Raw genomic sequence first — 26,705 nt, 5'->3', positions numbered from 1 at the left:
GTGCCCGGATCGACGAACTACTCCGCCGCCTGTGCGACCTCGGGGTCCTTCCAGACCAGCACCGGTTTGCGGGCTGCCAACGTCTCGTCGAGGCGCCGCCGCGGCGCGAAGTGCGGCGCGGCCTTCAACGAAGGATCGCCGTTCTTCGCTCGCGCGGCGACCGAACGCAGCGCGCCGATGAACTGGTCGAGGTTCGCCTTCGACTCCGTCTCGGTCGGCTCGACCAGCATTGCGCCGTGGACGACGAGCGGGAAGTACATCGTCATCGGGTGGAAGCCTTCGTCGATCAGACCCTTGGCGATGTCCAGTGTCGTGAAGCCCTCGGCCATGCCGTCGTCGGAGAACAGCGCCTCGTGCATGCAGGGGCCACTGTCGCCGAACGGTGCGTCGAGCAGGTCGTCGAGGCTGCGGAGGATGTAGTTGGCGTTCAGCACCGCGTCTTCGCTGACCTGCCGCAGGCCGTCGGCGCCGTGGCTCAGCATGTACGCGGCGGCGCGGGTGAACATGCCCATCTGGCCGTGGAACGCGACCATCCGGCCGAAGCTGTGCGCGTGGTGCTCCTCGGCGGTTTCCTCCTCGACCAGGTGATAATGATCGCCCTGTTTCTCGACGAACGGCAGCGGAGCGAACGGCGCGAGCGCGGCCGAGAAGACGACCGGACCGGAGCCGGGGCCGCCGCCGCCATGCGGGGTCGAGAAGGTCTTGTGCAGGTTGATGTGCATCGCGTCGACGCCCAGGTCGCCGGGGCGGACGCGGCCGACGATCGCGTTGAAGTTCGCGCCGTCGCAATAGACGAACGCGCCCGCCGCATGGACCGCGTCGGCGATGCGTTTCATGTCGCGCTCGAACAATCCGCAGGTGTTCGGATTGGTGATCATCACCGCCGCGACGTCGGGCCCGAGCCGCCGCTTCAGCGCCTCGAAATCGACGCGGCCCTCGGGCGTGGCCGGGATGTTCTCGACCGCATAGCCGGCGAAGGCGGCGGTCGCCGGGTTGGTGCCGTGCGCCGATTCGGGCACCAGCACCACCGAGCGCATGTCGCCGCGCGCCTCCAGCGCAGAGCGGATCGCGAGCAGCCCACACAGCTCGCCGTGCGCGCCCGCCTTCGGGCTCATCGCCACCGCGGGCATGCCGGTCAGCTTGCACAGCCAGTCGGCGACGAGGTAGATCAGCGCATAGGCGCCCTGCACCGTTTCCTGCGGCTGCAGCGGGTGCACGTCGGCAAAACCCGGCAGCCGCGCGACCTTCTCGTTCAGCCGCGGATTATGCTTCATCGTGCACGAGCCGAGCGGGAACAGGCCAAGGTCGATCGCGTAATTCTGGCGGGACAGCCGCGTGTAATGACGGGTCGCCTCCGGCTCCGACAGCCCGGGAAGACCGATCGGACGGGTGCGGAGGAGGCCTTCAAATCCTCCCCGAGCTTGCTCGGGGAGGGGGACCGCCGAAGGCGGTGGAGGGGCGGCGGGCGTTAGCCCGCCGGCTACGCCGGCGGCCCCTCCACCGCTCGCTTCGCGAGCGGTCCCCTTCCCCTCGAAATCGAGGGGAGGATATGGCAGATCCACACCCGTCGTGTGCTCGTTGCCGATCTCGAAGATCAGCGGCTCTTCCAGCATCAGCGCGCGGTTGCCGGTGAAGGTTTCGGTGTTGGCGGCGGTCTCGCCTTCGGGGCGGGAGACGCGGCCCTGGCGATTCATGCTCATGCGAGGTCCTCCTGGAGGGCGGCGGCCAAGGCCTCGACATCCTCCGGCGTGGTGGTTTCGGTGACGGCGACGACGAGGCCGTGCTCCAGCGCGTCGACGCCGGGGTAGAGACGGCCCAGCGACACGCCGGCGAGGATGCCGCGATCGGCGAGGCGGCGGACCAGCGGCCGCGCTTCCTTCGACAGCTTCAGCGTGAACTCGTTGAAGAAGGAGCCGTTGACCAACTCGACGCCCGGCACCCTGGCCAGCCGCTCGGCGGCAGCGACGGCGCCCGCGTGGTTCAGCTCGGCCAGCCCGCGCAGGCCCTTTTCGCCGAGCAGGGTCATGTGGATCGAGAAAGCGAGCGCGCACAGCCCGGAGTTGGTGCAGATGTTGGACGTCGCCTTTTCGCGGCGGATATGCTGCTCGCGGGTCGAGAGCGTCAGCACGAAGCCGCGCTTGCCCTCCGCATCGACAGTCTCGCCGCAGAGCCGGCCCGGCATCTGGCGGACGAATTTCTCCTTGCAGGCGAACAGGCCCACATACGGTCCGCCGAACTGGAGCCCGACGCCGATCGACTGGCCTTCGCCGACGACGATGTCCGCGCCCATCTCGCCGGGCGACTTGAGCAGCCCGAGCGCGACCGGCTCGGTGACAACTGCGACCAGCAGCGCGCCTTTCTCATGCGCCCGCGCGGCCAGCTCCGACAGGTCGGCGACACGGCCGAGAATGTCGGGATACTGGACGACCACGCACGAGGTATCGCCATCGATCTGGCCGATCAGCGTGTCGATGTCGGTCGCGGCTTCCAACTCGGGCAGCGCGGTGTGCAGCTCGTCGCCGGTGAAGCGCGCCATCGTCTTCGCGACAGAGACGTAGTGCGGGTGCAGCCCGGCGGAGATCAGCGCCTTGGCCCGGCGGGTGATCCGGCGCGCCATCGTGATCGCTTCCCAGCAGGCGGTCGAGCCGTCGTACATCGACGCGTTCGCGACGTCGCAGCCGAGCAGCCGCGCGACCTGAGTCTGGAACTCGAACAGCATCTGCAGCGTGCCCTGCGCGATTTCCGGCTGGTAAGGCGTGTAGGCGGTCAGGAACTCGCCGCGCTGGATGATGTGGTCGACGGTGGCCGGCACATGATGGCGATAGGCGCCGCAGCCGAGGAAGAAGGGCACTTCGCCCGCAACGGTATTCTGCCGGGCGAGCGCGGCAAGCTGGCGCTCGACCGACAGCTCGGACGCATGATTCGGCAGGCCGGCGATCGGACCGGACAGCCGCGCCTCGGCGGGCACGTCGACGAACAGATCGTCGACCGAACTGGCGCCGACAGCCTGCAGCATCGCACTGCGGTCGACGGGCGTGAGGGGGAGGTATCTCAAAGCACGAACTCCAAAGGCGCTATTTAGTTGTGCTCCGGCGAAGGCCGGAGCCCTGTGTCGCAGAGCTCCGGCCTTCGCCGGAGCACAGGGCTTGCCTGGGTCATCAGGGTCTCTTCATCGTGAAGCGGAGGCGGACATAATCAGCGATCCAGCGGCCGTCCGGTTGCTTGAGCGCAGGGGCGGCGCGGGATTCGGCGTCCGCGGTGACGGCGTCGATCTCCGAATCCGGCACGTGCGCGGAATCGAGGAAGCCGGCGCGAAAGGTCTTGTACCAGGCGGCGGCGCCGGCGGGCAGCGGCGTCGGGCGGTCGATCAGCCAGGCTTCGATATCGGCAAAGCCCGCTTCCGAATAGACACGCGTGAACTCCTCGGGCGAGGCGTACCATTGCGGGTCTTCGGCCGGGACTGGATAGCCGCGCGCAACCAGCACTTCGCGAAGTGCGCCGCGGAGCTGCGCGATATTTCCGGCTCCGCCCTGCTCGCCAACGAAGCGGCCGCCGGACTTCAGCGCGCGGAACACGCCACGCGCGACGGCGGGCGGGTCAAGCATCCAATGGAGCGCCGCGTTCGAGAAGATGGCGTCGAACTCGCCGTCGAAATCGAGCGCCTGTCCGTCCATCACGCGCGCATCGAGCCCCCGCGCCTTCGCCGCCGCGATCATCTCGGGCGAGGCATCGACGCCGACCACTTCCGCGCCGGCCGCGACCAGCGCCTCGGTCAGCACGCCGTCGCCGCAGCCGAGGTCGAGGATGCGCTCGCCGGCCCTGGGCGCAAGCAGCTCCACCACCGCGCGGCCGAGCTCCGGCACGAAGGCGGCGTTCTTCGCGTAATCGGTCGGAGACCAGCGGGAAGTGGGGTTGAGCATTGGCTTCCTCTGCTTCTCCCCTCCCCGCTTGCGGGAGGGGCCGGGGGAGGGCACGCGGGAAAGCCGGGACAGACCCTAACCCCTCCCGCAAGCGGGAGGGGAACGCGGCTCACAGCCCGGCGACGAATTCCTTGTACGCACCCTCGTCCATCAGCCCGTCGAGCTCGGACGGGTTCGACAGCGTCAGCTTGAAAAACCAGCCGTCCGCCTCCGGCGATGTGTTGACCAGGTCCGGCGTGTCGCTGAGCGCCGCATTGCCTTCGGTGACGGTGCCGGAAACCGGCGCGTAAACGTCCGAGGCGGCCTTGACCGATTCGACCACCGCCGCGTCGCCGCCCTGGCTGAGCTGGCGGCCGGCGTCGGGCACTTCGACGAACACCACGTCGCCGAGCTGGCCCTGCGCATAATCGGTGATGCCCACGGTCGCGGCGTCGCCGTCGACGTCGATCCATTCATGGTCCTTGGTGAAATAGCGGGTCATTTGGCGGCTCCCTTGCGGTGATAGCGGTGGGGGACGAACGGCATCGCCGTGACTTCGGCCTCGAAAATCTTCGCGCGCTGGTTCAGCCGGACGCGCGTGCCGGGCACGGCGGACCCAGCCGGCACATAGGCCATCGCGATCGGCCGCTCGAGGCTGGGCGAGAAGCCGCCCGAGGTGACCTTGCCGACCTCGTTCCCGTCCGCATCGACCACCGCGGCGCCTTCGCGGACCGGCTGGCGGCCTTCGACGATCAGGCCGACGCGCTTCAGCACCGGCCCCTGCTCGCGCTCCAGCAGGATGCGATCGGCGCCCGGGAAGCCACCTTCTTCGCGTCGCCGCTTGCTGAGCGCGAAGCCGAGATCGGCGGTGATCGGCGTCGTCTCCTCGTCCAGGTCGTGACCGTAGAGCGGCAGCCCCGCTTCCAGCCGCAGCGAATCGCGCGCGCCGAGGCCGATCGGCTTCACTTCGGGCTGATCGCACAAAAGGCTCGCGATCCGCTCGCCATGTTCCGCAGCGATCGAGATTTCGAACCCGTCCTCGCCGGTATAGCCGGAACGACTGACCCAGGCAGGAACGCCGTCGAGGTCGAAAGCGCCAGCCTCCATGAAATAAAGCCGCGCGACCTCCGGCTGGATGCGCGCCAGCACCTCACCCGCCTTCGGGCCCTGCAGCGCCAGCAGCGCGCTTTCCTCCAGGTGATTGAGCGTGATCTCATCGGGCAGATGCTCACGCATATGGCCGATATCATCATATTTGGTCGCGCCGTTCACGACCATGTAGAAGCCATCGGCCTGCCGCGTGAGCATCAGGTCGTCGAGGATGCCGCCCTGCTCGTTCAGCAGCAGCGAATAGCGCATCTTGTCGATGCCGAGCCCCTTCACGTCCGCCGGAAGCAACTCTTCGAGCTCAACGTCGACATCCGGCCCGCTGATCAGCAGCTGGCCCATATGGCTGACGTCGAACAGCCCGGCATTCTCGCGCGTCCACAGATGCTCGGCCATGATGCCTTCATACTGGATCGGCATCTGGTAGCCGGCGAACGGCACCATGCGGGCGCCGCGCGCGCGATGCCAGCCGTCCAGCGGCAGGGTCTGGGGGGGAAGATCGTTCGCTTCGCTCACATTCGCCTCCGTGACAGGCAGCCGCGTTCCGCTTCGGAAAACGCACCCGCTGCCCCCTCTGTCACGGAACCTGAGAGCTTTCCCCCAGACGGATCCGGGGTTACCCCTTCGGCGGCCCGTGCCGAGGCGCGGACACTTTCCAGAGTGTCGCTGGACAGGCGGTCGCGGTCCTTTGACCTGAGAGATTCCGGGGCGGTTGCTCCTTCGGCGGAAACAGGTCGCCCTGCCTCACTCTCCCGCGAACGCCCGACGGTTGCCCGCCGCGACGTCAGCGCCTCTGGCTGTGCTCCGCGCCGGAGTCAACGCCCACGCCATGCCGATAGACCAAAGTCCCGCCTTTCCATCCCGAATAGCCCAGCAGCAACACCGCGAGCGTCGACAGAATTAGCCCGGTCGGAATCAGAAATCCCGGTCCACCGTTCATCCGCCAGATGAAGTTGGCGATCTGGATCGTGAGGACGATCAGGTTGGCGACCAGGTGATGGTTGGCCGCCGGGAGCGCCCTGATCCGCGCGTCGCCCAAATAGTCGATCAGCCCGAACACCGCTGCCAGCAGCGCAAGCAAGATGCCCAGCGCCAGGGCCAGCATGCCGAGCGTCGCCCAGATGAGATCGTGCCTGTGCCAGAACATCAGGTCGGCTACCCAGACCAGGATGAACAGAACGATCGGGAACATCACCGTCATGGGATGCACCGGGTGACCGGCGATCCTGGCAGTGCTGCGGGGGTTGTCCATCGGCCGGCTCTCCTCCCCGCGCGCAACGCCGGAAGGAACGGCCCCGTTCCGGTCAGCGGGTCGCGTTGTACTGGAGCTGATCCGGGGTCAGCTGGAAGCCGATCAGCTGCTCGAAGCTGGCGCGGGCGACCGCGGCGCGGACGCCGGGCTCGGACATCGGGTCGATTGCCGCGTCCTGCTCGCCGGGCTTGCGCTTGCGGGTGATCTGCGTGCGGATGTCCTCCGGCAGCGTCGCCGCGGAACGGGCGATGACGCTCGATCCCTGGCCCGTCGTCTGCGCCCGGTCCTGGCCGGCGGCGAAGTTCAGCGCGACGCGGCTGATCCGCTTGGCGACGACGACATTGCCGCCGCGCACCACGGTGACGAAATAGGGCAGAACCACCTGGCGGGGCGCGGTGGCGTCGCGGCGGCGGGCGACCACGTCGAACGTCGTCGTCGCGATCACGTCCGGCCCGCTGGTCTCGTCGCAGGTTGTACGCAAGTTGGTGATGGTCGCGGTCACGTCGATCGCGCTGGCGTCGCGGCTCTGCGGCGGGTCGAACAAAGTGATGTCGCCGGTATAGGCCGGCACGCCGACCGCCGGGCAGGTCGAGCGCGCGACGCGGATGCCGCCCAGATAGTCCATCTCTCCCGCGCGGGAGCAGGCCCCGAGGGTCAGGGCGATAGCGGCAGCGGCCAGGACAGTGCGAAGCGACAAAGACGGATCCTCGGGAAGGGCTGAAAGGCAGCAAAAGCATAGGAAGGCGCTTCAAAGCAGGCAAGCAATCGCTTACGTGGGCCGCAGATGACGAACCTTCCTCCCTTGAAGCTGCTGATCGCTGCGCCGCGCGGCTTCTGCGCCGGCGTCGACCGCGCCATCCGGATCGTCGAGCTCGCGATCGAGCAGCTCGGCGCGCCGGTCTATGTGCGCCACGAGATCGTCCACAACCGCTTCGTCGTCGACCGGCTGAAGGCCAAGGGCGCGGTGTTCGTGGAGGAGCTGGACGAGGTGCCTGACGGCGCGCCGGTCGTGTTCTCCGCACATGGCGTGCCGAAGTCGGTGCCGGCGGCAGCGCAGGCGCGCGGGCTCGATTATCTCGATGCAACCTGCCCGCTCGTCTCGAAGGTGCACAGCCAGGCCGAGCGGCTGGTCGCCGCCGGCCGCCATATCCTGTTCGTCGGGCACAAGGGCCACCCGGAAGTGATCGGCACCTTCGGCCAGGTGCCAGAGGGCCGGATGACGCTGATCGAGACGGTCGACGACGTCGCCGGCCTGGCTCCCGAAGACCCGGACAATCTCGCTTTCCTGACCCAGACGACCTTGTCAGTCGACGACACCGCCGAGATCATCGCGGCGCTGACGCGGCGCTTCCCCGCGATCCAGGGGCCCCGGGGCGAGGACATCTGCTATGCCACCTCGAACCGGCAGGCGGCAGTCAAGGCGATCGCGCCCTTGTGCGACGCGATGCTCGTGATCGGCGCGCCGAACAGCTCCAATTCGCTGCGCCTGGTCGAGGCGGCCGGGCGCGCCGGCGCGCGGTCCATGCTGGTCCAGCGCGGCAGCGACGTCGATTTCGACTGGCTGGCGGGCGTGGCGACGCTGGGCTTGACTGCGGGAGCCTCCGCGCCCGAGCTGCTGGTGCGCGAAGTCGTCGACAAGCTGGCCGAGCGCTATGCGATCGACGAGGAGCAGATCGAAACGGCGCGCGAGCACATGGTGTTCAAGCTTCCCCGCGCGCTGCAGGCCGCCTGACCGCGGCCAGCACCTTCGCCAGCGCCTCGGCCAGCGATTCGCGGCAATAGGGTTTGTGCAGCAGCTCGAACTCCAGCGCGGCGCCCTTCAGCATCTCGTTGCTGTAGCCGCTCGCCAGCACCACCGGCAGGCCGGGGAAGCGGGTGCGGACCTGTCGAGCAAGCTCGACGCCGCTCAGTCCCGGCATCACGACGTCGGTGAAGATCAGGTCGAACGTGCCGGTCTCGAGCTCGGCCAGCGCTTCCTCTCCGCTGTGGGCCGCCACAACCGCGCAGCCAAGATCCTCCAGCAGGTCGCGCGCGAATGCGCTCACCTGCTCATTGTCCTCGACCAGCAGCACGCGCAGTCCCGGCGGCAGTGCCGGCGAATCCTTGGCTGCCACGGCGGAAGCAACCGACCCGTCGCTGCGCGGCAACAGCAGCCGCACCGTCGTGCCTTCGCCCAGCACCGACTCGATTTCCGCCCGTCCGCCGCTCTGGGCGGCAAAGCCGTGGATCTGCGACAGCCCCAGGCCCGTGCCCTTGCCGACCGGCTTGGTCGTGAAGAAGGGCTCGAACGCGCGCTCGATGACCTCGGCCGGCATGCCCTCGCCGGTATCCGTCAGGGCGATACACACCATGTCGCCGCCACCGTCGCTGCCGGAAACATTGGCGGTGGAGAGCGTCAGCCGGCCGCCCCTCGGCATGGCGTCGCGCGCATTGATCGCCGCGTTCAGCAGCGCATTCTCCAGATGCGTCGGGTCCGCCTCCACCCGCCACAAGCCGGGGGCCAGCTCCAGCTGCACGTCGATGGTGCTGCCCAGCGTCCGGCTCAACACCTCCGCGAACGCGTCGAGACGAACGTTGAGGTCGAGCACTTCGGGCTTCAGCGGCTGGCGCCGGCTGAACGCGAGCAGATGGCTGGTCAGCGTTGCGGCGCGGTCGGCGGTGTCGGTGATTGCGTCCAGATAGCGGCGGCGCCGTTCCTCGTTCAGATCGGCCCGGCGCAGCAGCTCCGCCGATCCGCGGATCACGGTGATCAGGTTGTTGAAATCATGCGCGATGCCGCCGGTAAGCTCGCCCAGCGCCTGCAGCTTCTGCGCCTGGGCCAGAGCCGCGCGCGCCTGCTCCAGCTCCTCTTCCGCGCGCTTCTGCTCGGTGACGTCCCGGGTGATCTTCGCAAAGCCGACATGCTCGCCCTTTGCGTCATAGATCGGATCAATCAGGATGCTTGCCCAGAAATGCTCGCCATTCTTGCGGACGCGCCAGGCCTGCCTCTCATATTTGCCCTTGGCGAGCGCGGTCGCCAGCGCCTTTTCCGGCTCGCCGTTCGCGCGATCTTCGTCGGTATAGAAGCGGGAGAAATGCTCCCCCAGAATCTCGTCCTCGGTATAGCCCTTGATGGCTTCCGCGCCCGGATTCCAGTTGGTGATCCGTCCGTCGCGATCCAGCATGTAGATGGCATAGTCGCGCACGCCCTGGATCAGCATGCGGAAGCGCTGCTCGCTTTCCCACAACGCCCGTTCGGCCTCGCGCTTGGCGGTGACGTCGCGGGTGATCTTGGCATAGCCGATCAGCTCGCCGTCCGGCCTGCGCACCGGATCGAGCACGACATGCGCCCAGAAGCGGCTGCCGTCCTTGCGTACGCGCCAGCCCTCGGATTCGAACCGGCCTTCGCGCGATGCGATCTCCAGCTGCCGCTGTGGCAGCCCCGCCTCCCGATCCTCGGGCGTAAAGAAGCGCGCGTAATTCTCGCCTATGACTTCGTCGGGCTCATACCCTTTGAAGCGGCGGGCGCCCGGATTCCAGGTCGTAATCCGGCCATCCGCGTCGAGCATGTAGATCGCGTAGTCGATGACCGAGTTGACGAGCAGCTGATAGCGGTCGTCAAACGCGTGATCCGGATGTTCGCCGTGATCGGCCATGGCTGTCCTTGGTCGGGCCGGGACAGGCCCGGCCTGGAATCTACCCGCCCGCAATCGCCTCTATTTCGTTCACGCGCCGAATCAAGCGTTTATCAGCCGGCCCGCTTGACCGCTCCCTTGTGTGCGCCGACGCCCGACCTGTGGCGGCGGAACGGCCGCTTCGGCCGGTCGCCGGCGGGGCGGGCCCGCTGCTCCTCGTGGCGGCGCTGCGCGGTCGGCTTGGCCTGGACCGGCTTCGGCAGCGACGCGCGCTGCGCCTCGAAATTCTCGGGCAGCGGCACCGGCTGAAGCTGGACGCGCGTCAACCGCTCGATCTGCTTCAGATAGGCACGCTCCTCACCATCGACGAAGCTGATCGCGATACCGTCCCGCCCGGCGCGCGCCGTGCGGCCGATGCGGTGGACGTACTGCTCGGCCACGTTCGGCAGCTCGAAGTTGAAGACGTGGCTGACGCCCGACACGTCGATGCCGCGCGCGGCGATATCGGTCGCGACCAGGATCTTGATCTCGCCCGAGCGGAACGCCTGCAGTGCCTGGGTCCGCTGCGGCTGCGACTTGTTGCCGTGGATCGCCGCGCAGCCGATGCCCGCCGCCTGGAGGTGCTTCACCACCTTGTCGGCGCCATGCTTGGTGCGCGTGAACACCAGCGCCCGGTCGATCGGCTCGGCCTTCAGCGTCAGCGTCAGCAGCGCCTGCTTCTCGGCCTGGTTGACGAAGGTGACGAACTGCTCGACACGCTCCGCGGTCGAGGCGACCGGCGTCACCGCGACCTTGACAGGATCGGTCAGGAAGCGGTCGCCCAGCTCCGCGATGGCTTTCGGCATCGTCGCCGAAAAGAACAGGGTCTGGCGCTGCTTCGGCAGCATCTGACTGATCCGCTTCAGCGAATGGATGAAGCCCAGGTCCAGCATCTGGTCGGCTTCGTCGAGCACGAACAGCTCGACGTCGCGCAGCGTCAGCGCGCGCTGGTCGATCAGGTCGAGCAGCCGGCCGGGGGTCGCGACGACGATATCGACGCCGGGGCGCATCTTGTTGATCTGGCGCCCGATCGGCACGCCGCCGAAGACAGTCTCGACGGACAGCCGCATGAAGCGCGCATAGTCGCGGAACGACTGCGCGATCTGCGCCGCCAGCTCGCGCGTCGGCGACAGCACCAGCATCCGGCAGCCGCCGATCGGCGTCGGCTTGGGATGGCGGGCGAAATAGTCGAGCGCCGGCAGCGCGAACGCGGCGGTCTTGCCGGTGCCGGTCTGGGCGATGCCGCACAGGTCGCGGCCTTCCAGCACGGGCGGGATCGCCTTGACCTGAATCGGCGTCGGCGTCGCATAGCCCTTGGCCGACAGAGCCTTCAGGATCGGCTCGGCCAGGCCGAGGTCGGTGAATTTGGTCATGTATAACTCGCAATATGCGAATCGGCGGCGCGCAGGATCAGCGGCCGCGGAAACGCGGGGTTGTGTTGACAACCCGCGTGAAAAGGGAAGCCTGTTGCAGGGAGGCGCTAAGCGGTGCGGCCGGGCTCGTTGTTCGAGCTGTTCACGCTGCCGGACCATCGGGGACGAGCCCCGTGCGCGAGCCGCCATATGGAGGCGCATTGCGGCAGAAGCAAGGCCGGGGCGCCTTATCTCGATCCGGCGCGTGCTCCGGCGAAAGCCGGAGCCCTGGACGCAACGCTCCGGCCGTCGCCGGAGCACATATGAGACTGCCGTAACTTTCGATGGTTTAGAGCCGATCGAGCGTCAGCAACGCCTTGTCGCCCTTCCAGAGCCTGTCGACCTGCGCGAGCGTGGAGGCGCTGGCAGCGGTGTCGCCAAGCGCGGCCTGGGACTGGGCGCGGCCCCAGAGCGCCCAGACATTGTCCGGCTGGCGAGCCAGCGCGCGCCCGAAAGCGGCATGGACCTCGCGGGCGTCGCCTGCCTTCAGCAGCGCAGCGCCGAGCGCGGACTCGATCGGCTGGTGCCAGATCGGCCCGTCGGCCTTGGCCTCGATCTCCGCCGCCCGCGCGAACCGCTGCGCGGCGCCGCGATAATTCTTCGCCGCATAATTGGTCCGCGCGACCGCTATGTGCTGGGCCATGCGCAGCTGCGGCGGCTCGTTCCCGTAGAATTTGTCGCGGTGTCCTTCCTTGCGCATCAGCATCAGCTCGTCGCGCGCCTGGTCCAGCTGGCCCCCGCGCGCCAGCGCTTCGATGCGAAGCGCCCGCCAGATCTGGTGGAGCAGCAGCTGGTCGGATGTGGGCTCCGGCAGCTTCAGCACCTCAGTGGCGGGCAGGAATTGCGCCCGGATCTGCAGCGCCAGCGACCGGTCCGCAAAATCGCCCGAATTCTCCAGTCGCGCAGCGGCGGCCAGCGCAGCCGGCGCGTTGCCGGTCTGCTCGGCCATGACGGCCGCGCGCCGCGCGTCGGTTACGGACTGCGCGACAGCCGCCGACGCGACCAATGCTACTGCAAGGATCAGCTTGCGCATCAGGAACCCCTCTCGGCCGGCGACCGTAAGAGCGGCGATGGGGCTTGTCGACAGGCGCGCCGTTCTGCAAACCGCCCGCATGATGATGATCCCCAAGGCCGTGCTGGCCGCCCTGCTCTTCACCGCATCCACTGCTTCCGTCGCCGCCTTGAGCCCGGCCGAGCAAAAGATCACTAAGACCGTCGATGCCGAATACGAGCGCTCGGTCGCGCTGCTGGAAAAGCTGGTCAACCAGAACTCCGGCTCGCTGAACATCGAGGGCGTGACCAGGGTCGGCGAGATGATGCGCGCGGAGCTGGAGCCATTGGGTTTCCAGGTCAGCTGGATTCCGATGACCGAGGTCAAGCGCGCCGGCCACATCGTCGCCGTTCACAAGGGCAACGGCAAGGGCAAGCGCATGCTGCTGATCGGCCACCTCGACACGGTGTTCGAAAAGGATTCACCGTTCCAGACATTCGTGCGCAAGGGCGACAAGGCGGAAGGCCCGGGCGCCGGCGACGACAAGGGCGGCATGGTCGTGATGGTCGCGGCACTCCGCGCAATGCAGGCCGCGGGCACGCTGAAGGACGCCGACATCGAGATCGTGCTGACCGGTGACGAGGAAGATGCAGGCGACCCGACCAGCATCTCCCGCCGCGACCTGATCGCCGCCGGCAAGCGCGCCGACGCCGCGCTCGATTTCGAAGGGCTGTCGGTGATCGACGGCCAGGACTGGGGCTCGATCGCGCGGCGGAGCTCCAGCAGCTGGACGCTGAAGGTGACCGCGAAAAGCAGCCATTCGAGCGGCATCTTCACGCCCGCGGCGGGCGAAGGCGCGATCTACGCGGCCAGCCGCATCATCGCCGCCTTCCGCGACGACCTGCGCGAGCCGAACCTCACCTACAATGTCGGCCTGATCGCCGGCGGCACGCAGGCGGCGCTCGACGCGGGCCAGATCCGCGCGACCGCGGCGGGCAAGACCAACATCATTCCCGCGATCGCGATCGCGCGCGGCGACATGCGCACGCTCAGCGACGAGCAGACCGAGCGCGTGCAGGCGAAGATGAAAGCAATCGTCGCGCGCTCCTATCCGGGGGCGCAGGCCGAGATCAGCTTCGACGAAGGCTATCCGGCGATGGCGCCAACCGAAGGCAATCGCGCGCTGCTGGACAGGCTGAACGCGGTCAATGCCGATCTCGGCCTGAAGGCGATGCCCGCGCTCGACCCGCTGAAGCGCGGCGCCGGCGACATCGCGTTCGTCGCCAAGGACGTGGACGGACTGGTCGGCCTCGGCACCGACAGCGATGGCGACCACGCGCCAGGCGAGACGGTGAATCTCGATTCGATCCATCGCCAGGCCAAGCGCGCCGCGATCCTGATGACGCGGCTTGCCAGGGAACCGCGCGGCAAATGATCGGCGTCGCGGTCGCGCTGGCGGCAGCGGCGCAGCCCGCGCCTCCGGCGCGCATGACCGCGGCCGAGGTGGCGCAGGTTCAGGCGGCGCTCGACATCGGCGCCACGATCTACCTGTACGATCAGGCAGCCTGGGTAGCGACGGACCAGCTGGTGGCGGACATTCCTAACCCCGAAGCCAAAGGCGTGCGCGGCTGGATCGTCGAAGGCAACCAGGACCGGCGGCGCGTCATCTTCTACGGCCTTGAGGGCGAGCGGCCGGTCGCCATCTACGAAGCCGATGTCGACGCGCAGCAAAAGGTCGTCAGCCACGGCCCGGCCGGCAAGCCGGACCTGACTGCGATCGAGGAAGCGATGGTGCGCGCGCGCCAGGTCGCGCTGCGAAGCCAGACCACCGGCTGCGTGGAGCGGCCCTTCAACCCGGTCGTGATCCCGCCCCGATCCGCCGCCGATCCGGTCCCCGTGTACCTGCTGACGCCGCAGGTCGAAACGGGCGTCTATCCCTTCGGCGGCCATTATCGCGTGACCGTCGCGGCCGACGGCAAGGTCCTCGAAAAACGCGAGTTCACCCGCACGTGCATCGCGCTCGACACGAGGGACGGACAGCACCCGGAGGGGCTTTTCATCACGCACCTGCTGGACCCGGTGCCGACGCCGATCCACGTCTGGCTGTCGCTCTGGTCGCGATTGCCGGTTTATGTGTCGACGCCCGGCCAGGAGGCCTGGGCCGTCGAGGGCGCTCGCATCCGCCTGCTCGCGCGTAACCTGAAGGAAAAGCCCGCGCCGGCCAGATGATGCGGCCGCGACGATGCCGTCGAACGCCGCATGGCCGACCGACGGCACGCACCGGCCCCTAAACCCGCGCTGAACGCCCGGTTCAGGGCCGACTCACGCACCCTCTCCTACACCCGCACGTTCGAGCTTTGGGGCGCGAGACGGGAGAGTCATATGCGCAAGCTGTTCATCGGGCTGCTGCTCGCCGCCACCGCGGCGTCGCCGGCCCTGGCAGGCAAGGGCGGCCATGGCGGCGGTCATGGCAATCCGCATGGCGGCGGCAAATATGCTGGCGCAAAGCCGCAAGGCAATCCGCATGGCGGCGGCGGGAATCCGCACCGGGCTGGCAACCAGCATAGGGGCGGCGGCAACCCGCACGCGATGCAGGCCCGCGGCGGCAGGCATGGCGACCAGGCGATGGCCTTCGCCCGCCCGGCCAGTCGCGCCGATAGCGGTGGGCCTGGGTTCAAGGCCGAGCGTCAGCGCCCGCGCCCGGCTCAGGTCCGCATCGCCCGGTTCGACGACAGCCAGGCCCGCAAGCAGTGGAAGCGCGCGGCAAAGGACGAGCGCAAGGTCGTCCGTCAGTTGGACCGCCGCGAGCGCTTCCGCCCGGCTGAGCGGATCGCCCGCGTCGAGCATCACGCTCCGCCGCGCACCATCCGCTACGCCCCGACGCCGGTCGTGCGTTACGTCGAGCGACCGGCCGTGCGTCACGTGCAGCCGCGCGTCGTCCGTTATGTCGAGCGGCCGCCGGTCCGTTACGTGAGCCGCAGCTATGCGCCGGTTTACCAGCAGCCGGTCTGGACGCCGACCTATTGGGGCGACGGCTATGACGACTATGCCCCGGTCCGGCGCTACGACCAGGCACGCTATTACGGCCCGACCCGCTATGACGCGCCGGCCAGCTACGCTTATGCGCCGACTGGCTATTGGCCGAGCGGCTACAGCCCGGTCGATCCCTATTACGGCAGCGACTATGCGGGGCTGTTCGGGCGCGGCGGCGATGGCCTGCTCGGCGCTTTGCTGCCCATGGTGCTGCAGAGCATGCTCGGCGGCGATCTCGGCGGTAGTCTCGGCGGGCTCACCGGCTATGGCGGTCTGAACGGCCTTTATTCGCCGGACGTGCTGCCGCTGCAGCAGGCGAGCTACGCACCCTACGCGGACGACTTTGGCGACACCGGCCTCACGTCGTTGCTGATGCCGTCCCTGCTGGGGAGCGGCTCACTGTTCTGACGAGCCTTGATCGGCTGAAGCAGGTCGAGGACGATATCACCAGTCGCGCGTCGACGAGGACGTCTTTCCCTGATCGGCGGCGGCGGGCGCGACGGCGCCCTTGATCGGCATGGGCGTTCGGCCCACATGACGCCCATGCTGATCGAGACCGAAACGACGCCCAATCCGTCGACGCTGAAATTCCTGCCCGGCCGTCCGGTGATGACCGGCGGCACGCGCGACTTCGCCAATCCCGAGGAGGCGGAGGCCTCGCCGCTTGCCGAGGCGCTGTTCGATCTGGGCGACGTTGAAGGCGTGTTCTTCGGCTCCGATTTCGTCTCCGTCACCGCCGCCCCGGGCGCCGAATGGCGGGACCTGAAGCCCGACGTGCTGAGCGTGCTGCTCGACCATTTTTCGGGCGACATGCCGCTGTTCCGTCCCGGCTCGGCCGCCGCCATCGCGATCGACGACGAGCCGCCGCTCGACGCGCCCGAGGACGCCGACATCGTCAGCCAGATCAAGGAGCTGATCGACACCCGCGTCCGCCCCGCTGTCGCCAATGATGGTGGCGACATCATCTATCGCGGGTTCCAGCAAGGCACGGTGTTCCTGAAGATGCAGGGTGCCTGCTCCGGCTGCCCCAGTTCGACCGCGACGCTGAAGCAGGGCATCGAGCAATTGCTCAAATACTACGTCCCCGAAGTCACCGAAGTGCGGGCTATCTGATGCCTTCACTCGACGACGGCGCGCTCGACCAGCTGTTCCGCACCGCGCGCACCTATAATGGCTATGTCGACAAGCCGGTTGAGGAGGACCAGCTCCGCGCGATCTGGGACCTGATGAAGATGGGCCCGACGTCGGCCAACATGCTGCCGGCGCGGATCGTCTGGTGCGTCAGCGGCGAAGCCAAGGCGCGGCTCGCGTCCTGCGCGTCGGCCAAGAACGGGCCCAAGATCGTCAAGGCGCCGGTCACCGCGATCATCGGCATGGACATCGATTTCCACGAGCAGCTGCCTGAATTCTTCCCGCACGACCAGACGGCGAAGAGCTGGTTTCCCGACCCGGAAGTGCGCAAGGTCCACGCGCTTAGGAACAGTTCGCTGCAGGGCGGCTATTTCATTATGGCGGCGCGGGCGCTCGGCCTCGATACGGGCCCCATGTCCGGCTTCGACAACGCTCGGGTCGACGAGCTCTTCTTCGCCGGCACGAGCGTCAAGTCCAACTTCATCTCGACGCTCGGCTATGGAGATCCGTCGACCATCTTCGCCCGCTCGCCGCGGCCCGCGTTCGAGCGCTTCAACCGCATCCTTTGAGACAGCTTGCGATCGAGACCGCGACCGAGGCCTGTTCGGTCGCGCTGTTCGAGGATGGGCGGCTGGTCAGCCATGTCCATGAGCTGGTCGGGCGCGGCCATGCCGAGCGGCTGGTCCCGATGATCGGCGAGCTGCCCGGCCGCGGCCGCGCCGATCGTATCCTGGTCGATTGCGGGCCCGGCAGCTTCACCGGGGTGCGCGTCGGGCTGGCCGCGGCGCGGGCGCTGGCGCTTGCCTGGGGCGCCGAGATCGCGGGCTATTCGTCGCTGGCGCTGATCGCCGCGACCGCCTTCATGGAACTTGACGGCCCCGAAACGCTTTCCGTTGCAATCGTCGGCGGACATGGCGAGTATTTCGTGCAGCGTTTCGACAGACAGGGAGTGCGCCCGATCGCCCCGCTTGCGTCCCTGAAGCCAGAGGAGGCCGCATTGCTGTGCGCGAGCGATCCGGTGGCCGGATCGGGCGCCGAAGCGATGCGGACCGCGGGCGCCCCGGGGCGGACGGTCGCGATCCACCCCGATGCGCGCAACACGGCGTTGCTGCCGCCGCGGCTCGCGATGCTGCCGCCCAGCCCGATCTACGGACGGGCACCCGACGCGCGACTGCCGGGATGATCATGGCGACCGACCTCGCCATCCGCGTCGAACCGGGCGGCATGGCCGATTTGCCAGACGTGATGATCGCGATGGGCGACGCCTTCGACCCCGAATATGGCGAGGCGTGGACGGAGGCGCAGTGCGCCGGCATCCTCGGTATGGCCGGAAGCTGGCTGCTGGTCGCGCGATCAGGCGAGGAGCCGGCCGGATTCGCGCTGCTCCGCACCGTCGCGGACGAGGCGGAACTGCTGCTGATCGCAGTGCGTAACCGCTATCGCCGGCAAGGCACCGCGCGCGCATTGCTCGCCCAGGCAGTCGAGGATGCGGCCGGCGAAGGCGTGGCGACGCTGCACCTGGAAGTGCGCGACGGCAATCCGGCGGTCGATCTCTATCGCGGGCTCGGCTTTGTGCAGATCGGCATGCGCCGTGCCTATTACCGGGGGCGAAGCGGCAAAGTCTTCGACGCGCTAACGCTCGAAAAGCGTCTTGGCGTTAACTAAAGTCGCATTGGCATTTTCGGCTTGAACTCTACTCTGGTTCAAGACATGGGCGATGCCGATCATCTTCCGATGCTCATTCCAAGACGAAAGATAAGAGTGCGATGACCGAACAATCCGAAATGAAAGAAACGCTGATCACGCTGACAGCGGACATTGTCGCAGCCCATGTCAGCAACAACAGCGTCGCGGTAAACGACCTGCCGACGCTGATTTCCAACGTGCACAACGCGTTGACCGCGCTGGGCGGGCCGCCGCCCCAGCCGGAAGTGAAGCAGGAACCCAAGGTCTCGATCCGCGCCTCGGTCAAGCCGGACTATATCGTCTGCCTAGAAGACGGCAAAAAGCTGAAGATGCTGAAGCGTCACTTGATGACGCACTACAACATGACGCCGGAGCAGTACCGCGCCAAGTGGAACCTGCCCGCCGACTATCCGATGGTGGCCCCGAATTACGCCGAGCAGCGCCGCACGCTGGCGAAGAAGATCGGCCTCGGCACCAAGCGTCGCCGGGCGCGGTAAGTGCCATTCAGCCCCTCCCCTAGGGGAGGGGCTTTCAATGCCTTCCCCCTTTCCTTCAAAGCCATTACATCGGCCGCATGCAGCGGAAGATCGACGTCGAGGCGCTTTGCCAGGAAAAGGGGTTGCGCATCACCGACCAGCGCAAGGTGATCGCGCGGGTCATTTCCGAATCCGAAGACCATCCGGACGTGGAAAAGGTGCATGCGCGCGCGGCGGCGATCGATCCGGGCATTTCGATCGCGACCGTCTATCGAACCGTCCGCCTGTTCGAGGAAGCGGGCATCCTTGAGCGCCACGATTTCGGCGACGGGCGCGCCCGCTATGAAGCGGCGCCCGAATCCCATCACGATCACCTGATCGACGTGGAAACCGGCCGGGTCATCGAGTTTGTCGATCCGGAACTTGAACTGCTGCAGCGGCAGATCGCAGAGAAGCTCGGCTTCCGTCTCGTCGATCACCGTATGGAGCTTTATGGCGTCGCGCTCGATCGCAAGAACTGACTTCCGGGCGCTTGTCGGCGACGGCGTGAACCTCCTTCGCGGCTGCGCTCGCCTGACGGCGCTGGCGCTGGTCTGCGCTTTCTGCGTCGCCGCCCATCTGGCGACGCGGGCGCTGCGCCTGCGGTCGCACTGGCCGCGGCGCTGCCTTGCCGTGGCGGCGCGCATCTGCGGTGCCGTGGTCGAGCTGCGCGGGCGGCCGCTTCGCGACGACGTGCTGTTCGTCTCCAACCATGTCAGCTGGCTGGACATTCCGATCATCGCGGGCGCGACCGGCACCGCCTTCGTCGCGAACTCGGGGGTGCGCGACTGGCCGTTGATCGGCTGGCTCGCGGGCCTCAACAACACCGTCTATGTCGACCGCACCGACCGCAAAGGCGTGCAGGCGCAGATCGACATCATCCGCCAGGCGCTGGCGCGGCACCAGCCGATCGCGATCTTCCCCGAAGGCACCACGTCCAACGGGCTCGAGCTGCTGCCGTTCAAGCCGTCGCTGCTGGAAGTGCTCGCCTCGACGCCGCGTGCGATCCGGGTGCAGCCGCTCAGGATCGACTATGGCGTCGCCCGCGATCTGGCCTGGGTCGGCGACGAGCCGGCGCCGCGCAATGCCTGGCGCGTGCTGACCCGTCCGGGCCGCTTCATCGTCCGCTTGGAATGCCTCGACCCGTTCGCTCCAGCCGAGATCGGTGACCGCAAGGCCGTCGCGGCCGAAGCGCGCCGCCGCATCCTCGCCGCTTCCGCGCGGGGAGCTTCGGGGGTATAGGCCCGCCGGTGAATCGCTTCCCCAAAACCTATCGCGTCAAATCCTTCGGCTGCCAGATGAACGTCTATGACGGCGAGCGCATGGCAGAATTGCTCGACGCCCAGGGCCTGACCGCCGCCGACGGCGAGGACGCCGACCTGGTCGTCCTCAACACCTGCCACATCCGGGAAAAGGCGGCGGAGAAGGTCTATTCCGATATCGGCCGCCTGCGCCGCGAGGACGGCAGCCGCCCACTGGTCGCGGTCGCCGGCTGCGTCGCCCAGGCCGAAGGGGCGGAGATTCATCGCCGCACCAAGGACGTCGACATCGTCGTCGGCCCGCAAGCCTATCACCGGTTGCCGGAGCTGGTCGCCGACGCCGCGCAGGGCAAGCGTGTGGCCGACACTGACATGCCAGCCGCCTCCAAGTTCGGCGCGTTGCCGAAGCGGGCGCGGCAGATGCGGCCGAGCGCGTTCCTGACCGTCCAGGAAGGCTGCGACAAATTCTGCACCTATTGCGTCGTGCCTTACACGCGTGGCGCCGAGATCTCGCGTCCCTGGGCAGCGATCATCGACGAGGCGCAAGCGCTGATCGATGCCGGCGCGCGCGAGATCACCTTGCTCGGCCAGAACGTCAACGCGTGGCGCGACGGCACGCGCGGGCTGCACGACCTGATCGAGGAGATGGCAAAGCTGCCGGCCCTGGCCCGCATCCGCTACACGACCAGCCATCCGAACGACATGCAGGACGGGCTGATCGCCGCGCATCGCGACATCGACAAGCTGATGCCGTTCCTGCACCTGCCGGTCCAGTCCGGCAGCGACCGCATCCTGAAGGCCATGAACCGCAGCCACACGGCCGACAGCTACCTGCGCATCCTCGACAAGGTCCGCGCAGCGCGGCCGGATATCGCGATTTCGGGCGACTATATCGTCGGCTTCCCCGGCGAGAGCGACGCCGATTTCGAGGCGACGCTCGATATCGTCCGGCGCATCGGCCATTCGATGGCGTTCAGCTTCAAATACTCGCCTCGCCCCGGCACACCGGCTGCGACGATGCCGGACCAGATCGCGCCGCAGGTGATGGACGAGCGTCTTCAGCGTCTCCAGGCGCTGATCGTCGAGCAGCAGCTTGCGTTCAATCAGCGAACGGTAGGCACGCGTACATCGGTCCTGCTCGAACGTCCCGGCCGCCACCCCGGCCAGCTGATCGGCAAATCGCCCTGGCTGCAGTCGATTGTTGTGGATGAAGGCGCGGTGGGCGATCTTTTGGACGTGGACATTGTCGCGGCGGGACCGAATAGTCTGACCGGCGTTCTGACTCGCAAGCAGGCCGCCTGACTAGGAGGTGCATGTCGCGTAAGCCCGTTCCCGCCCAGCCGGGCGACCGCAGCCGGCTCGAAGTCGTGTTCGACCGGCCCCAGCTCCTCGGCCAGCTGTTCGGCCATTACGACCAGAACCTGGTCGCGATCGAGAACAGGCTTGGCGTCTATATCGCGGCGCGCGGCAACAAGCTGCAGATCGAGGGCGAGGCGGAGCAGGCGGCGCGCGCTCGCGACGTGCTGACCGGCCTCTACAACCGCATCGTCCAAGGCCAGGAGATCGATTCCGGCACCGTCGATGCGGTGATCGCGATGTCGGCCGAACCCACGCTCGACGGTATTATCCGCACCGATGTCAGCCAGCCGCCGCCGGTGATGATCCGCACGCGCAAGAAGACGATCGTGCCGCGCTCGGCGACGCAGATCCGTTACATGGAGGCGCTGGCGCGCGATGAGATCATCTTCGCGCTTGGCCCGGCCGGTACCGGCAAGACCTATGTCGCGGTGGCGCAAGCGGTGCAGCAACTGATCGCCGGATCGGTCGACCGGCTGATCCTGTCGCGTCCCGCGGTCGAGGCCGGCGAGAAGCTCGGGTTCCTGCCTGGCGACATGCGCGAGAAGGTCGATCCCTATCTGCGCCCGCTCTACGACGCGCTGTACGACATGCTGCCGACCGAACAGGTGGAGCGTCGCATGGCGAACGGCGAGATCGAGATCGCGCCGATCGCCTTCATGCGCGGCCGCACGCTGGCCAATGCCTTCATCATCCTCGACGAGGCGCAGAACACCACGCCGATGCAGATGAAGATGTTCCTGACCCGCTTCGGCGAGAACAGCCGCATGGTCGTCTGCGGCGACCCGCGCCAGGTCGATTTGCCGGACATCGGCAAGTCCGGCCTCGCCGACGCGGTCGCCCGGCTGGAACGCGTCAAGGGCATCTCGATGATCCGCTTCGGCTCCGCCGACGTCGTCCGCCACCCGCTCGTCGGCAAGATCGTCGATGCGTATGAGGGCGAGAGCGCTTGATTGCCAGTTTCGGGATATCCATCTAGCAGTCGAGGATATCCGGAGAGAATCTATGGCCTCTCTTTACATCAAGGACCCGGAAGCCAATGCGATGGCCGACAAGGTTGCCGCTTTGCAGGGAAAGACGAAGACCCAAGCCGTGAAGGATGCACTGCGTGAGGTCATTGATCGCTTGGAACCACCGCGGCCGCGGCAATCCATGACGGAATGGATCCTGGAATATCGAAAGAAGCACCCGTTGCCGCCTCCGACCGGCCTGAAGGCCGACAAGGCTTTTTATGATTCGCTCAACGACGAGGATGAGGATTGAAGCTCTTCATCGATGCCTCGGCCTTGGTCGCGATACTCATGACTGAGCCGGGGTTCGAAGTCCTGAGCGACGCCGCGAGTGCAGCCGATCAGTTGTTCACATCGGGCCTTACGCGATGGGAGACGGTGCGGGCGATGACCCGAATCAACCAAATGTCCCCGTCCATTGCCACGCGGCAGCTCGAAGCATTGCTTTCCCGCTTTGATGTTGTGAACGTCGCTATCGGAGAGCGCGAAGCTGAACTCGCGATCGAGGCTCACCGGCAATACGGCAAGGGCAATCACGATGCGCGGCTGAACATGGGCGATTGCTTCGCCTATGCCTGCGCCAAGGCGAACGGCGCGAAGCTGCTTTACAAGGGCGGCGACTTCGCACTGACGGACCTTGCATGATCGACGTCGCCGTTCAGGTGGAGACCCCGTGGCGCGAAGGTGATTGGGAGGCACTGGCGACCCAAGCGGTCAAGGCTGCGCTCGCGGCGACGCCTCATGCGGAGCTTGCCACCACGCCTGAGCTCGTCGAGGTGTCGGTGCGGCTCACGTCGGACGAGGAAGTGCACGCTCTCAACCGCCAGTATCGCGGCAAGGACAAGCCGACCAACGTTCTGTCCTTCCCAATGGTCCAGCCGGACCTGCTGGAAACGGTGTCGCAGAACGGCGACGACGGCGAGCTGCTGCTGGGCGACATCGTGCTGGCGCACGGCGTCTGCGCGCGCGAGGCCGACGAGAAGGGTGTGGCGCTGGAGGCGCATGCCACCCATCTGATTGTCCACGGCCTGTTGCATTTGCTAGGCTATGATCATCAGGGGTCGGCCGAGGCCGAGCACATGGAGTCGCTGGAACGCGACGTCATGGCGCGGCTGGCGCTGCACGACCCGTACAACAGGGACGAACCGGAGTTCGATGCCAGAGGATTCGAGTAGCTCGGAAGGAAGCGGACGACTTTGGCGTGGGTTGCGCGACATGCTCTTCGGAGCCGAGAGCGAGCCCACGCTGCGCGACCAGATCGAGGAAGTGATCGAGGAGCATGAAGGCGAGCCGGCCGAGGCCGGCGACCTGACTCCGATCGAGCGGCAGATGGTGCGCAACCTGCTCCATTTCGGCGAGCGGACCGTCGGCGACGTCGCAGTGCCGCGCGCCGATATCATCGCGATCGCGGAATCGGCCAGCTTCGACGAGCTGCTCGCCCAGTTCGCCGAGGCCGGGCACAGCCGCCTGCCGGTCTATCGCGACAGCCTCGATGCGATCACCGGCATGATCCACATCAAGGACGCGTTCGAGATCCTGGCGAACGGCGCCGACAAGCCGGCCAGCATTGCCGGGCTGGTCCGCGAGCCGCGCTATGTGCCGACCTCGATGGGCGTGCTCGACCTGCTCGCGGAGATGCGCGCGACCCGCACGCATCTGGCGATCGTCGTCGACGAATATTCGGGCACCGAAGGGCTGGTCACGATCGAGGATCTGGTCGAGGAGATTGTCGGTGACATCGAGGATGAGCATGACGACGAGCCCGAGGCGACGCTGATCGACCTGGGCGGCGGCATGTGGGACGCGGACGCGCGCGCAGAGCTCGAGGACGTTGCCGCGACGCTCGACCCGCGGCTGGCGGAGATCGAGGAGGACGTCGACACGCTGGGCGGATTGACGTTCGTCCTGGCCGGCCGGATCCCCGAGCCGGGCGAGATCGTCACCCATCCGAGCGGCTGGAAAATCGAGGTGACGGAGACGGACCCGCGCCACGTGACTCGCGTGCGCCTGCACGCGCCGGAGCCGGTGCTGGAGCAGGAATAGCGCCGGAATCCGCCATTTCTGCGGACAAGTCTGGGGATAAGAATTGCGAGGCTTCGGTCCGTCGCAAATCCGACTCGGTTCGCCTGACGGCGATTGTGCCGCCTACGGAATTGATTCATGTCAGGAACGAGAATTGTCTCAAGCGGGGACGTTTCGAGGCGGAGCTTGCGGGCCAACCCCTCGAACCTTTGAGGTCGCTAGATAGGAAGCGCTTATCCTGCTTCCGCTGTGCCGCCGGTTCTTTCACCCCCTGGCCGGCGGCACTTTTTTTGCCGAAGCGGATAATTGCGCTTAGATGGCGGCGAACCCTTTCGCCCTGGAGTGCCGATGCTCGGCCGACTTGCCCGCCCGCTGCTTTTCCTGATCGTCGTCCTGCTGCTGATCCTGGGCGGAATCTGGCTGGTGACGCGCCAGGGCAATGCTTCCTTGCCGGTCACAGCGGTCGAGGGGCAGCGGCCGACAATCGCCGCGCCCGATATCGAGCAGATTCCGACGATCGCGATTGCGACGCCGGTCCCTTGGGGCAACGCCCGTCCCGCCCCGGCCAAAGGGCTGAAGGTCCAGGCCTTTGCCGACGGCCTCGATCATCCGCGCTGGCTCTATACGCTGCCCAATGGCGACGTGCTGGTGGCGGAGGCGAACTCGCCGCCGCGCAAGGCGAACAGCCTGACCGATCGCGTGATGGGTTGGCTGCTGGGCCGCGCCGGCGCCGGCGTCCCATCCGCGAACCGCATCACCCTGTTGCGCGACGCCAACGGCGATGGCGTGGCTGAGACCCGTTCGGTGCTGATCTCCGGCCTCAACTCGCCGACCGGCATGGCACTGGTCGGCGGCACGCTCTACGTCGCGAACACCAATGCCGTGCTCGCCTTCCCCTACAAGCCGGGCGACACCAGGATCACGGCCAGGCCGGAGAAGATCGTCAACCTGCCCGGCGGCGGCAATCACTGGGCGCGCAACCTGCTCGCCAGCCCGGACGGGCGGCTGCTCTATGTGACGGTCGGCTCCGCCAGCAACATCGGTGAGCGCGGCATGGACAAGGAAGAGCGCCGCGCCGCGATCTGGGAAGTCTATCCCGAGAACAAGACGTTCCGCATCTACGCCGCCGGCCTGCGCAATCCGAACGGCCTGGCGTGGGAGCCGCACCGGCACGAGCTGTGGACCGTCGTCAACGAGCGCGACATGCTCGGCGGTGACAGCCCGCCCGATTACCTGACCTTCGTCGATTTCGGCGGCTTCTATGGTTGGCCGTACAGCTATTGGGGCGGCTATGTGGACCGGCGCACCGAGTCTCGGCCGGACCTGCTCGAATATACCCGCCGGCCCGATTACGCGCTCGGCCCCCACACCGCGCCACTGGGCCTGGTGTTCGCCGAGGGCGCGAAGCTTGGGCGCCAATTCGCCAACGGAGCCTTCGTCGCGCTGCACGGATCGTGGAACCGCAAGCCCTTGAGCGGCTACAAGGTGATCTACGTGCCGTTCGGGGACGACGGCATGCCCGCCAAAGGGGTGAAGCCGATCGACGTGCTCGCCGGCTTCCTCGACGGCGACAAGCACACCCGCGGCCGCCCGGCCGGCCTGGCGCTCGACAAGACCGGGGCACTGCTGGTCGCGGACGACGTCGGCAACCGCATCTGGCGGGTCAGCGCGGCCGAGTAGCGCGCTGGCTTGCCGCCGCGCCATACGCCATGCACCATCGCGTCATGACAAAATATCTGATCTCCTTCCCGAGCGAAGCGATGGTGGTCGCACAGGAGGATCTGCCGACCGTTTCCGCCGACGCCCACAGGGTGATCGAGGAAGCGAAGGCCGCCGGCGTCTATGTGTTCGGCGGCGGGATCAACGAGCAGGTCGCCCCCGTGCTGGTCTCCGCGGATGGGTCGATCTCTGCCGGGACCCATCCGGGCAGCCGGATCAACGGCGGGTTCACCGTGCTGGAGCTGCCGACGCGCGAGGACGCAGTCGAATGGGCACGAAAGATCGCCGCTGCCTGCCGCTGCGCGCAGGAGCTGCGGGAGTTCGGGTACGACGCGGCGAGTTAGGAAGAGGCGACGGGGCGGCACCACGCTGTGGCGGATGCCCGATCCCACCGGCCGGCCTGGTTCCATAACCGAGGTCCCGCCATCCTAGCTTCTCTCCCTTTGCGGGAGAGAATAGCTTTGGTTGGCAGCTGGCTGCCTAGCGAAGCTTAGAGAGGGGTGCGGCGCTGCCCCCTTCTCCCCGCTCGGCTGCGCCGAGTCGCCCTCTCCCGCACGGGGAGAGGGGCTGAACGGCTGCTAGAGCGTTTTCGAGGTGATTTGAATCGCGGGGGATTCACACGGGCGTGTTTTTCTGATTCAGCATGACTGCTGGGCAGGA

General features: G+C 67.3%; 29 protein-coding genes and 2 riboswitches. Of the genes, 19 read left to right on the top strand and 10 right to left on the bottom strand.

Going from position 1 to position 26,705, the window contains the following annotated elements:
• Positions 1 to 17: 17 nt before the first annotated feature.
• The 7 genes from gcvPB to GON01_RS07530 form a co-directional block, all read right to left on the bottom strand.
• Positions 18 to 1,700 carry an aminomethyl-transferring glycine dehydrogenase subunit GcvPB gene (gene gcvPB, locus GON01_RS07560; protein ID WP_157026775.1) on the bottom strand — a complete coding sequence of 561 codons (1,683 nt, stop codon included), beginning with the start codon at positions 1,698 to 1,700 and terminating at the stop codon, positions 18 to 20.
• Positions 1,697 to 3,055 carry an aminomethyl-transferring glycine dehydrogenase subunit GcvPA gene (gene gcvPA / locus GON01_RS07555; protein WP_157026774.1) on the bottom strand — a complete coding sequence of 453 codons (1,359 nt, stop codon included), beginning with the start codon at positions 3,053 to 3,055 and terminating at the stop codon, positions 1,697 to 1,699. The genes gcvPB and gcvPA overlap by 4 nt, the downstream gene beginning before the upstream one ends.
• A 103-nt stretch (positions 3,056 to 3,158) precedes the next feature.
• Positions 3,159 to 3,920 (bottom strand): class I SAM-dependent methyltransferase, encoded by a 762-nt coding sequence (locus tag GON01_RS07550; protein ID WP_157026773.1) that lies wholly within the window; start codon positions 3,918 to 3,920, stop codon positions 3,159 to 3,161.
• Positions 3,921 to 4,029: 109 nt separating this feature from the next.
• Positions 4,030 to 4,401, bottom strand: a complete 372-nt coding sequence (gcvH, locus tag GON01_RS07545) for a glycine cleavage system protein GcvH (RefSeq protein ID WP_157026772.1) — start codon at positions 4,399 to 4,401, stop codon at positions 4,030 to 4,032.
• On the bottom strand, positions 4,398 to 5,522 hold the full coding sequence (gene gcvT, locus GON01_RS07540) for a glycine cleavage system aminomethyltransferase GcvT (RefSeq protein WP_309503595.1): 1,125 nt from the start codon (positions 5,520 to 5,522) through the stop codon (positions 4,398 to 4,400). The genes gcvH and gcvT overlap by 4 nt, the downstream gene beginning before the upstream one ends.
• A 48-nt stretch (positions 5,523 to 5,570) precedes the next feature.
• Positions 5,571 to 5,675: riboswitch (glycine riboswitch) on the bottom strand.
• 2 nt (positions 5,676 to 5,677) lie between these two features.
• Positions 5,678 to 5,771, bottom strand: a riboswitch (glycine riboswitch).
• A 19-nt stretch (positions 5,772 to 5,790) separates the two neighbouring features.
• Positions 5,791 to 6,258, bottom strand: coding sequence for a DUF2231 domain-containing protein (locus tag GON01_RS07535; protein ID WP_157026770.1), 468 nt, complete (start codon positions 6,256 to 6,258; stop codon positions 5,791 to 5,793).
• Between the two features lie 52 nt (positions 6,259 to 6,310).
• Positions 6,311 to 6,955 carry a hypothetical protein gene (locus tag GON01_RS07530; protein WP_157026769.1) on the bottom strand — a complete coding sequence of 215 codons (645 nt, stop codon included), beginning with the start codon at positions 6,953 to 6,955 and terminating at the stop codon, positions 6,311 to 6,313.
• An 87-nt stretch (positions 6,956 to 7,042) separates the two neighbouring features.
• Here GON01_RS07530 and ispH point away from each other — a divergent pair, with 87 nt between their 5' ends.
• Positions 7,043 to 7,990 (top strand): 4-hydroxy-3-methylbut-2-enyl diphosphate reductase, encoded by a 948-nt coding sequence (ispH, locus tag GON01_RS07525; protein WP_157026768.1) that lies wholly within the window; start codon positions 7,043 to 7,045, stop codon positions 7,988 to 7,990.
• Here ispH and GON01_RS07520 read toward each other — a convergent pair.
• From GON01_RS07520 to GON01_RS07510, 3 genes are all read right to left on the bottom strand, one after another.
• Entirely contained in the window at positions 7,959 to 9,893 is a 1,935-nt protein-coding gene (locus tag GON01_RS07520; protein WP_157026767.1) for a hybrid sensor histidine kinase/response regulator, read from the bottom strand. The genes ispH and GON01_RS07520 overlap by 32 nt on opposite strands.
• Positions 9,894 to 9,985: 92 nt before the next feature.
• Positions 9,986 to 11,284 (bottom strand): DEAD/DEAH box helicase, encoded by a 1,299-nt coding sequence (locus tag GON01_RS07515; RefSeq protein WP_157026766.1) that lies wholly within the window; start codon positions 11,282 to 11,284, stop codon positions 9,986 to 9,988.
• A gap of 328 nt (positions 11,285 to 11,612) precedes the next feature.
• The gene (locus tag GON01_RS07510; protein ID WP_157026765.1) at positions 11,613 to 12,356 is read right to left on the bottom strand and encodes a tetratricopeptide repeat protein; all 744 of its coding nucleotides are present in this window, start codon (positions 12,354 to 12,356) and stop codon (positions 11,613 to 11,615) included.
• An 82-nt stretch (positions 12,357 to 12,438) separates the two neighbouring features.
• Here GON01_RS07510 and GON01_RS07505 point away from each other — a divergent pair, with 82 nt between their 5' ends.
• From GON01_RS07505 to GON01_RS07420, 18 genes are all read left to right on the top strand, one after another.
• Positions 12,439 to 13,749: a M20/M25/M40 family metallo-hydrolase gene (locus GON01_RS07505; protein ID WP_157026909.1), complete on the top strand. Its 1,311-nt coding sequence runs from the start codon at positions 12,439 to 12,441 to the stop codon at positions 13,747 to 13,749.
• A complete protein-coding gene (locus GON01_RS07500) occupies positions 13,746 to 14,543 on the top strand; it encodes a hypothetical protein (protein ID WP_157026764.1) in 798 nt (265 codons plus the stop codon). Before GON01_RS07505 ends, GON01_RS07500 begins: the two co-directional genes overlap by 4 nt.
• A 153-nt stretch (positions 14,544 to 14,696) precedes the next feature.
• Positions 14,697 to 15,755: a hypothetical protein gene (locus GON01_RS07495; RefSeq protein WP_157026763.1), complete on the top strand. Its 1,059-nt coding sequence runs from the start codon at positions 14,697 to 14,699 to the stop codon at positions 15,753 to 15,755.
• A 135-nt stretch (positions 15,756 to 15,890) separates the two neighbouring features.
• On the top strand, positions 15,891 to 16,460 hold the full coding sequence (locus GON01_RS07490; RefSeq protein WP_157026762.1) for a NifU family protein: 570 nt from the start codon (positions 15,891 to 15,893) through the stop codon (positions 16,458 to 16,460).
• Positions 16,460 to 17,047: a malonic semialdehyde reductase gene (locus GON01_RS07485; RefSeq protein WP_181600105.1), complete on the top strand. Its 588-nt coding sequence runs from the start codon at positions 16,460 to 16,462 to the stop codon at positions 17,045 to 17,047. The genes GON01_RS07490 and GON01_RS07485 overlap by 1 nt, the downstream gene beginning before the upstream one ends.
• Positions 17,044 to 17,661: a tRNA (adenosine(37)-N6)-threonylcarbamoyltransferase complex dimerization subunit type 1 TsaB gene (gene tsaB, locus GON01_RS07480; protein WP_157026760.1), complete on the top strand. Its 618-nt coding sequence runs from the start codon at positions 17,044 to 17,046 to the stop codon at positions 17,659 to 17,661. The genes GON01_RS07485 and tsaB overlap by 4 nt, the downstream gene beginning before the upstream one ends.
• 2 nt (positions 17,662 to 17,663) lie before the next feature.
• A complete protein-coding gene (locus GON01_RS07475) occupies positions 17,664 to 18,143 on the top strand; it encodes a GNAT family N-acetyltransferase (protein ID WP_157026759.1) in 480 nt (159 codons plus the stop codon).
• Between the two features lie 119 nt (positions 18,144 to 18,262).
• Positions 18,263 to 18,661 carry a MucR family transcriptional regulator gene (locus GON01_RS07470; protein WP_408640906.1) on the top strand — a complete coding sequence of 133 codons (399 nt, stop codon included), beginning with the start codon at positions 18,263 to 18,265 and terminating at the stop codon, positions 18,659 to 18,661.
• Positions 18,662 to 18,738: 77 nt separating this feature from the next.
• The gene (locus GON01_RS07465) at positions 18,739 to 19,161 is read left to right on the top strand and encodes a Fur family transcriptional regulator (RefSeq protein WP_157026757.1); all 423 of its coding nucleotides are present in this window, start codon (positions 18,739 to 18,741) and stop codon (positions 19,159 to 19,161) included.
• Positions 19,133 to 19,921: a lysophospholipid acyltransferase family protein gene (locus GON01_RS07460; RefSeq protein ID WP_157026756.1), complete on the top strand. Its 789-nt coding sequence runs from the start codon at positions 19,133 to 19,135 to the stop codon at positions 19,919 to 19,921. The genes GON01_RS07465 and GON01_RS07460 overlap by 29 nt, the downstream gene beginning before the upstream one ends.
• An 8-nt stretch (positions 19,922 to 19,929) precedes the next feature.
• Positions 19,930 to 21,240, top strand: a complete 1,311-nt coding sequence (gene miaB, locus GON01_RS07455) for a tRNA (N6-isopentenyl adenosine(37)-C2)-methylthiotransferase MiaB (protein WP_408640905.1) — start codon at positions 19,930 to 19,932, stop codon at positions 21,238 to 21,240.
• Positions 21,241 to 21,251: 11 nt separating this feature from the next.
• On the top strand, positions 21,252 to 22,247 hold the full coding sequence (locus tag GON01_RS07450) for a PhoH family protein (protein WP_157026755.1): 996 nt from the start codon (positions 21,252 to 21,254) through the stop codon (positions 22,245 to 22,247).
• Positions 22,248 to 22,299: 52 nt separating this feature from the next.
• On the top strand, positions 22,300 to 22,557 hold the full coding sequence (locus tag GON01_RS07445; RefSeq protein ID WP_157026754.1) for a type II toxin-antitoxin system VapB family antitoxin: 258 nt from the start codon (positions 22,300 to 22,302) through the stop codon (positions 22,555 to 22,557).
• The gene (locus tag GON01_RS07440; RefSeq protein ID WP_157026753.1) at positions 22,554 to 22,949 is read left to right on the top strand and encodes a type II toxin-antitoxin system VapC family toxin; all 396 of its coding nucleotides are present in this window, start codon (positions 22,554 to 22,556) and stop codon (positions 22,947 to 22,949) included. The genes GON01_RS07445 and GON01_RS07440 overlap by 4 nt, the downstream gene beginning before the upstream one ends.
• Positions 22,946 to 23,479: an rRNA maturation RNase YbeY gene (gene ybeY, locus GON01_RS07435; RefSeq protein ID WP_157026752.1), complete on the top strand. Its 534-nt coding sequence runs from the start codon at positions 22,946 to 22,948 to the stop codon at positions 23,477 to 23,479. Before GON01_RS07440 ends, ybeY begins: the two co-directional genes overlap by 4 nt.
• Complete coding sequence (locus GON01_RS07430) at positions 23,460 to 24,347, top strand: hemolysin family protein (RefSeq protein ID WP_157026751.1); 888 nt, start codon at positions 23,460 to 23,462, stop codon at positions 24,345 to 24,347. The genes ybeY and GON01_RS07430 overlap by 20 nt, the downstream gene beginning before the upstream one ends.
• A 327-nt stretch (positions 24,348 to 24,674) precedes the next feature.
• A complete protein-coding gene (locus GON01_RS07425; RefSeq protein WP_157026750.1) occupies positions 24,675 to 26,006 on the top strand; it encodes a PQQ-dependent sugar dehydrogenase in 1,332 nt (443 codons plus the stop codon).
• 44 nt (positions 26,007 to 26,050) lie between these two features.
• Positions 26,051 to 26,389, top strand: coding sequence for a YciI family protein (locus tag GON01_RS07420; RefSeq protein ID WP_157026749.1), 339 nt, complete (start codon positions 26,051 to 26,053; stop codon positions 26,387 to 26,389).
• Positions 26,390 to 26,705: the final 316 nt, after the last annotated feature.

This window comes from Sphingomonas horti (assembly GCF_009753715.1).
Taxonomy (GTDB): Bacteria; Pseudomonadota; Alphaproteobacteria; order Sphingomonadales; family Sphingomonadaceae; genus Sphingomonas_B; species Sphingomonas_B horti.
This window is presented reverse-complemented; position numbering and strand designations above follow the sequence as displayed.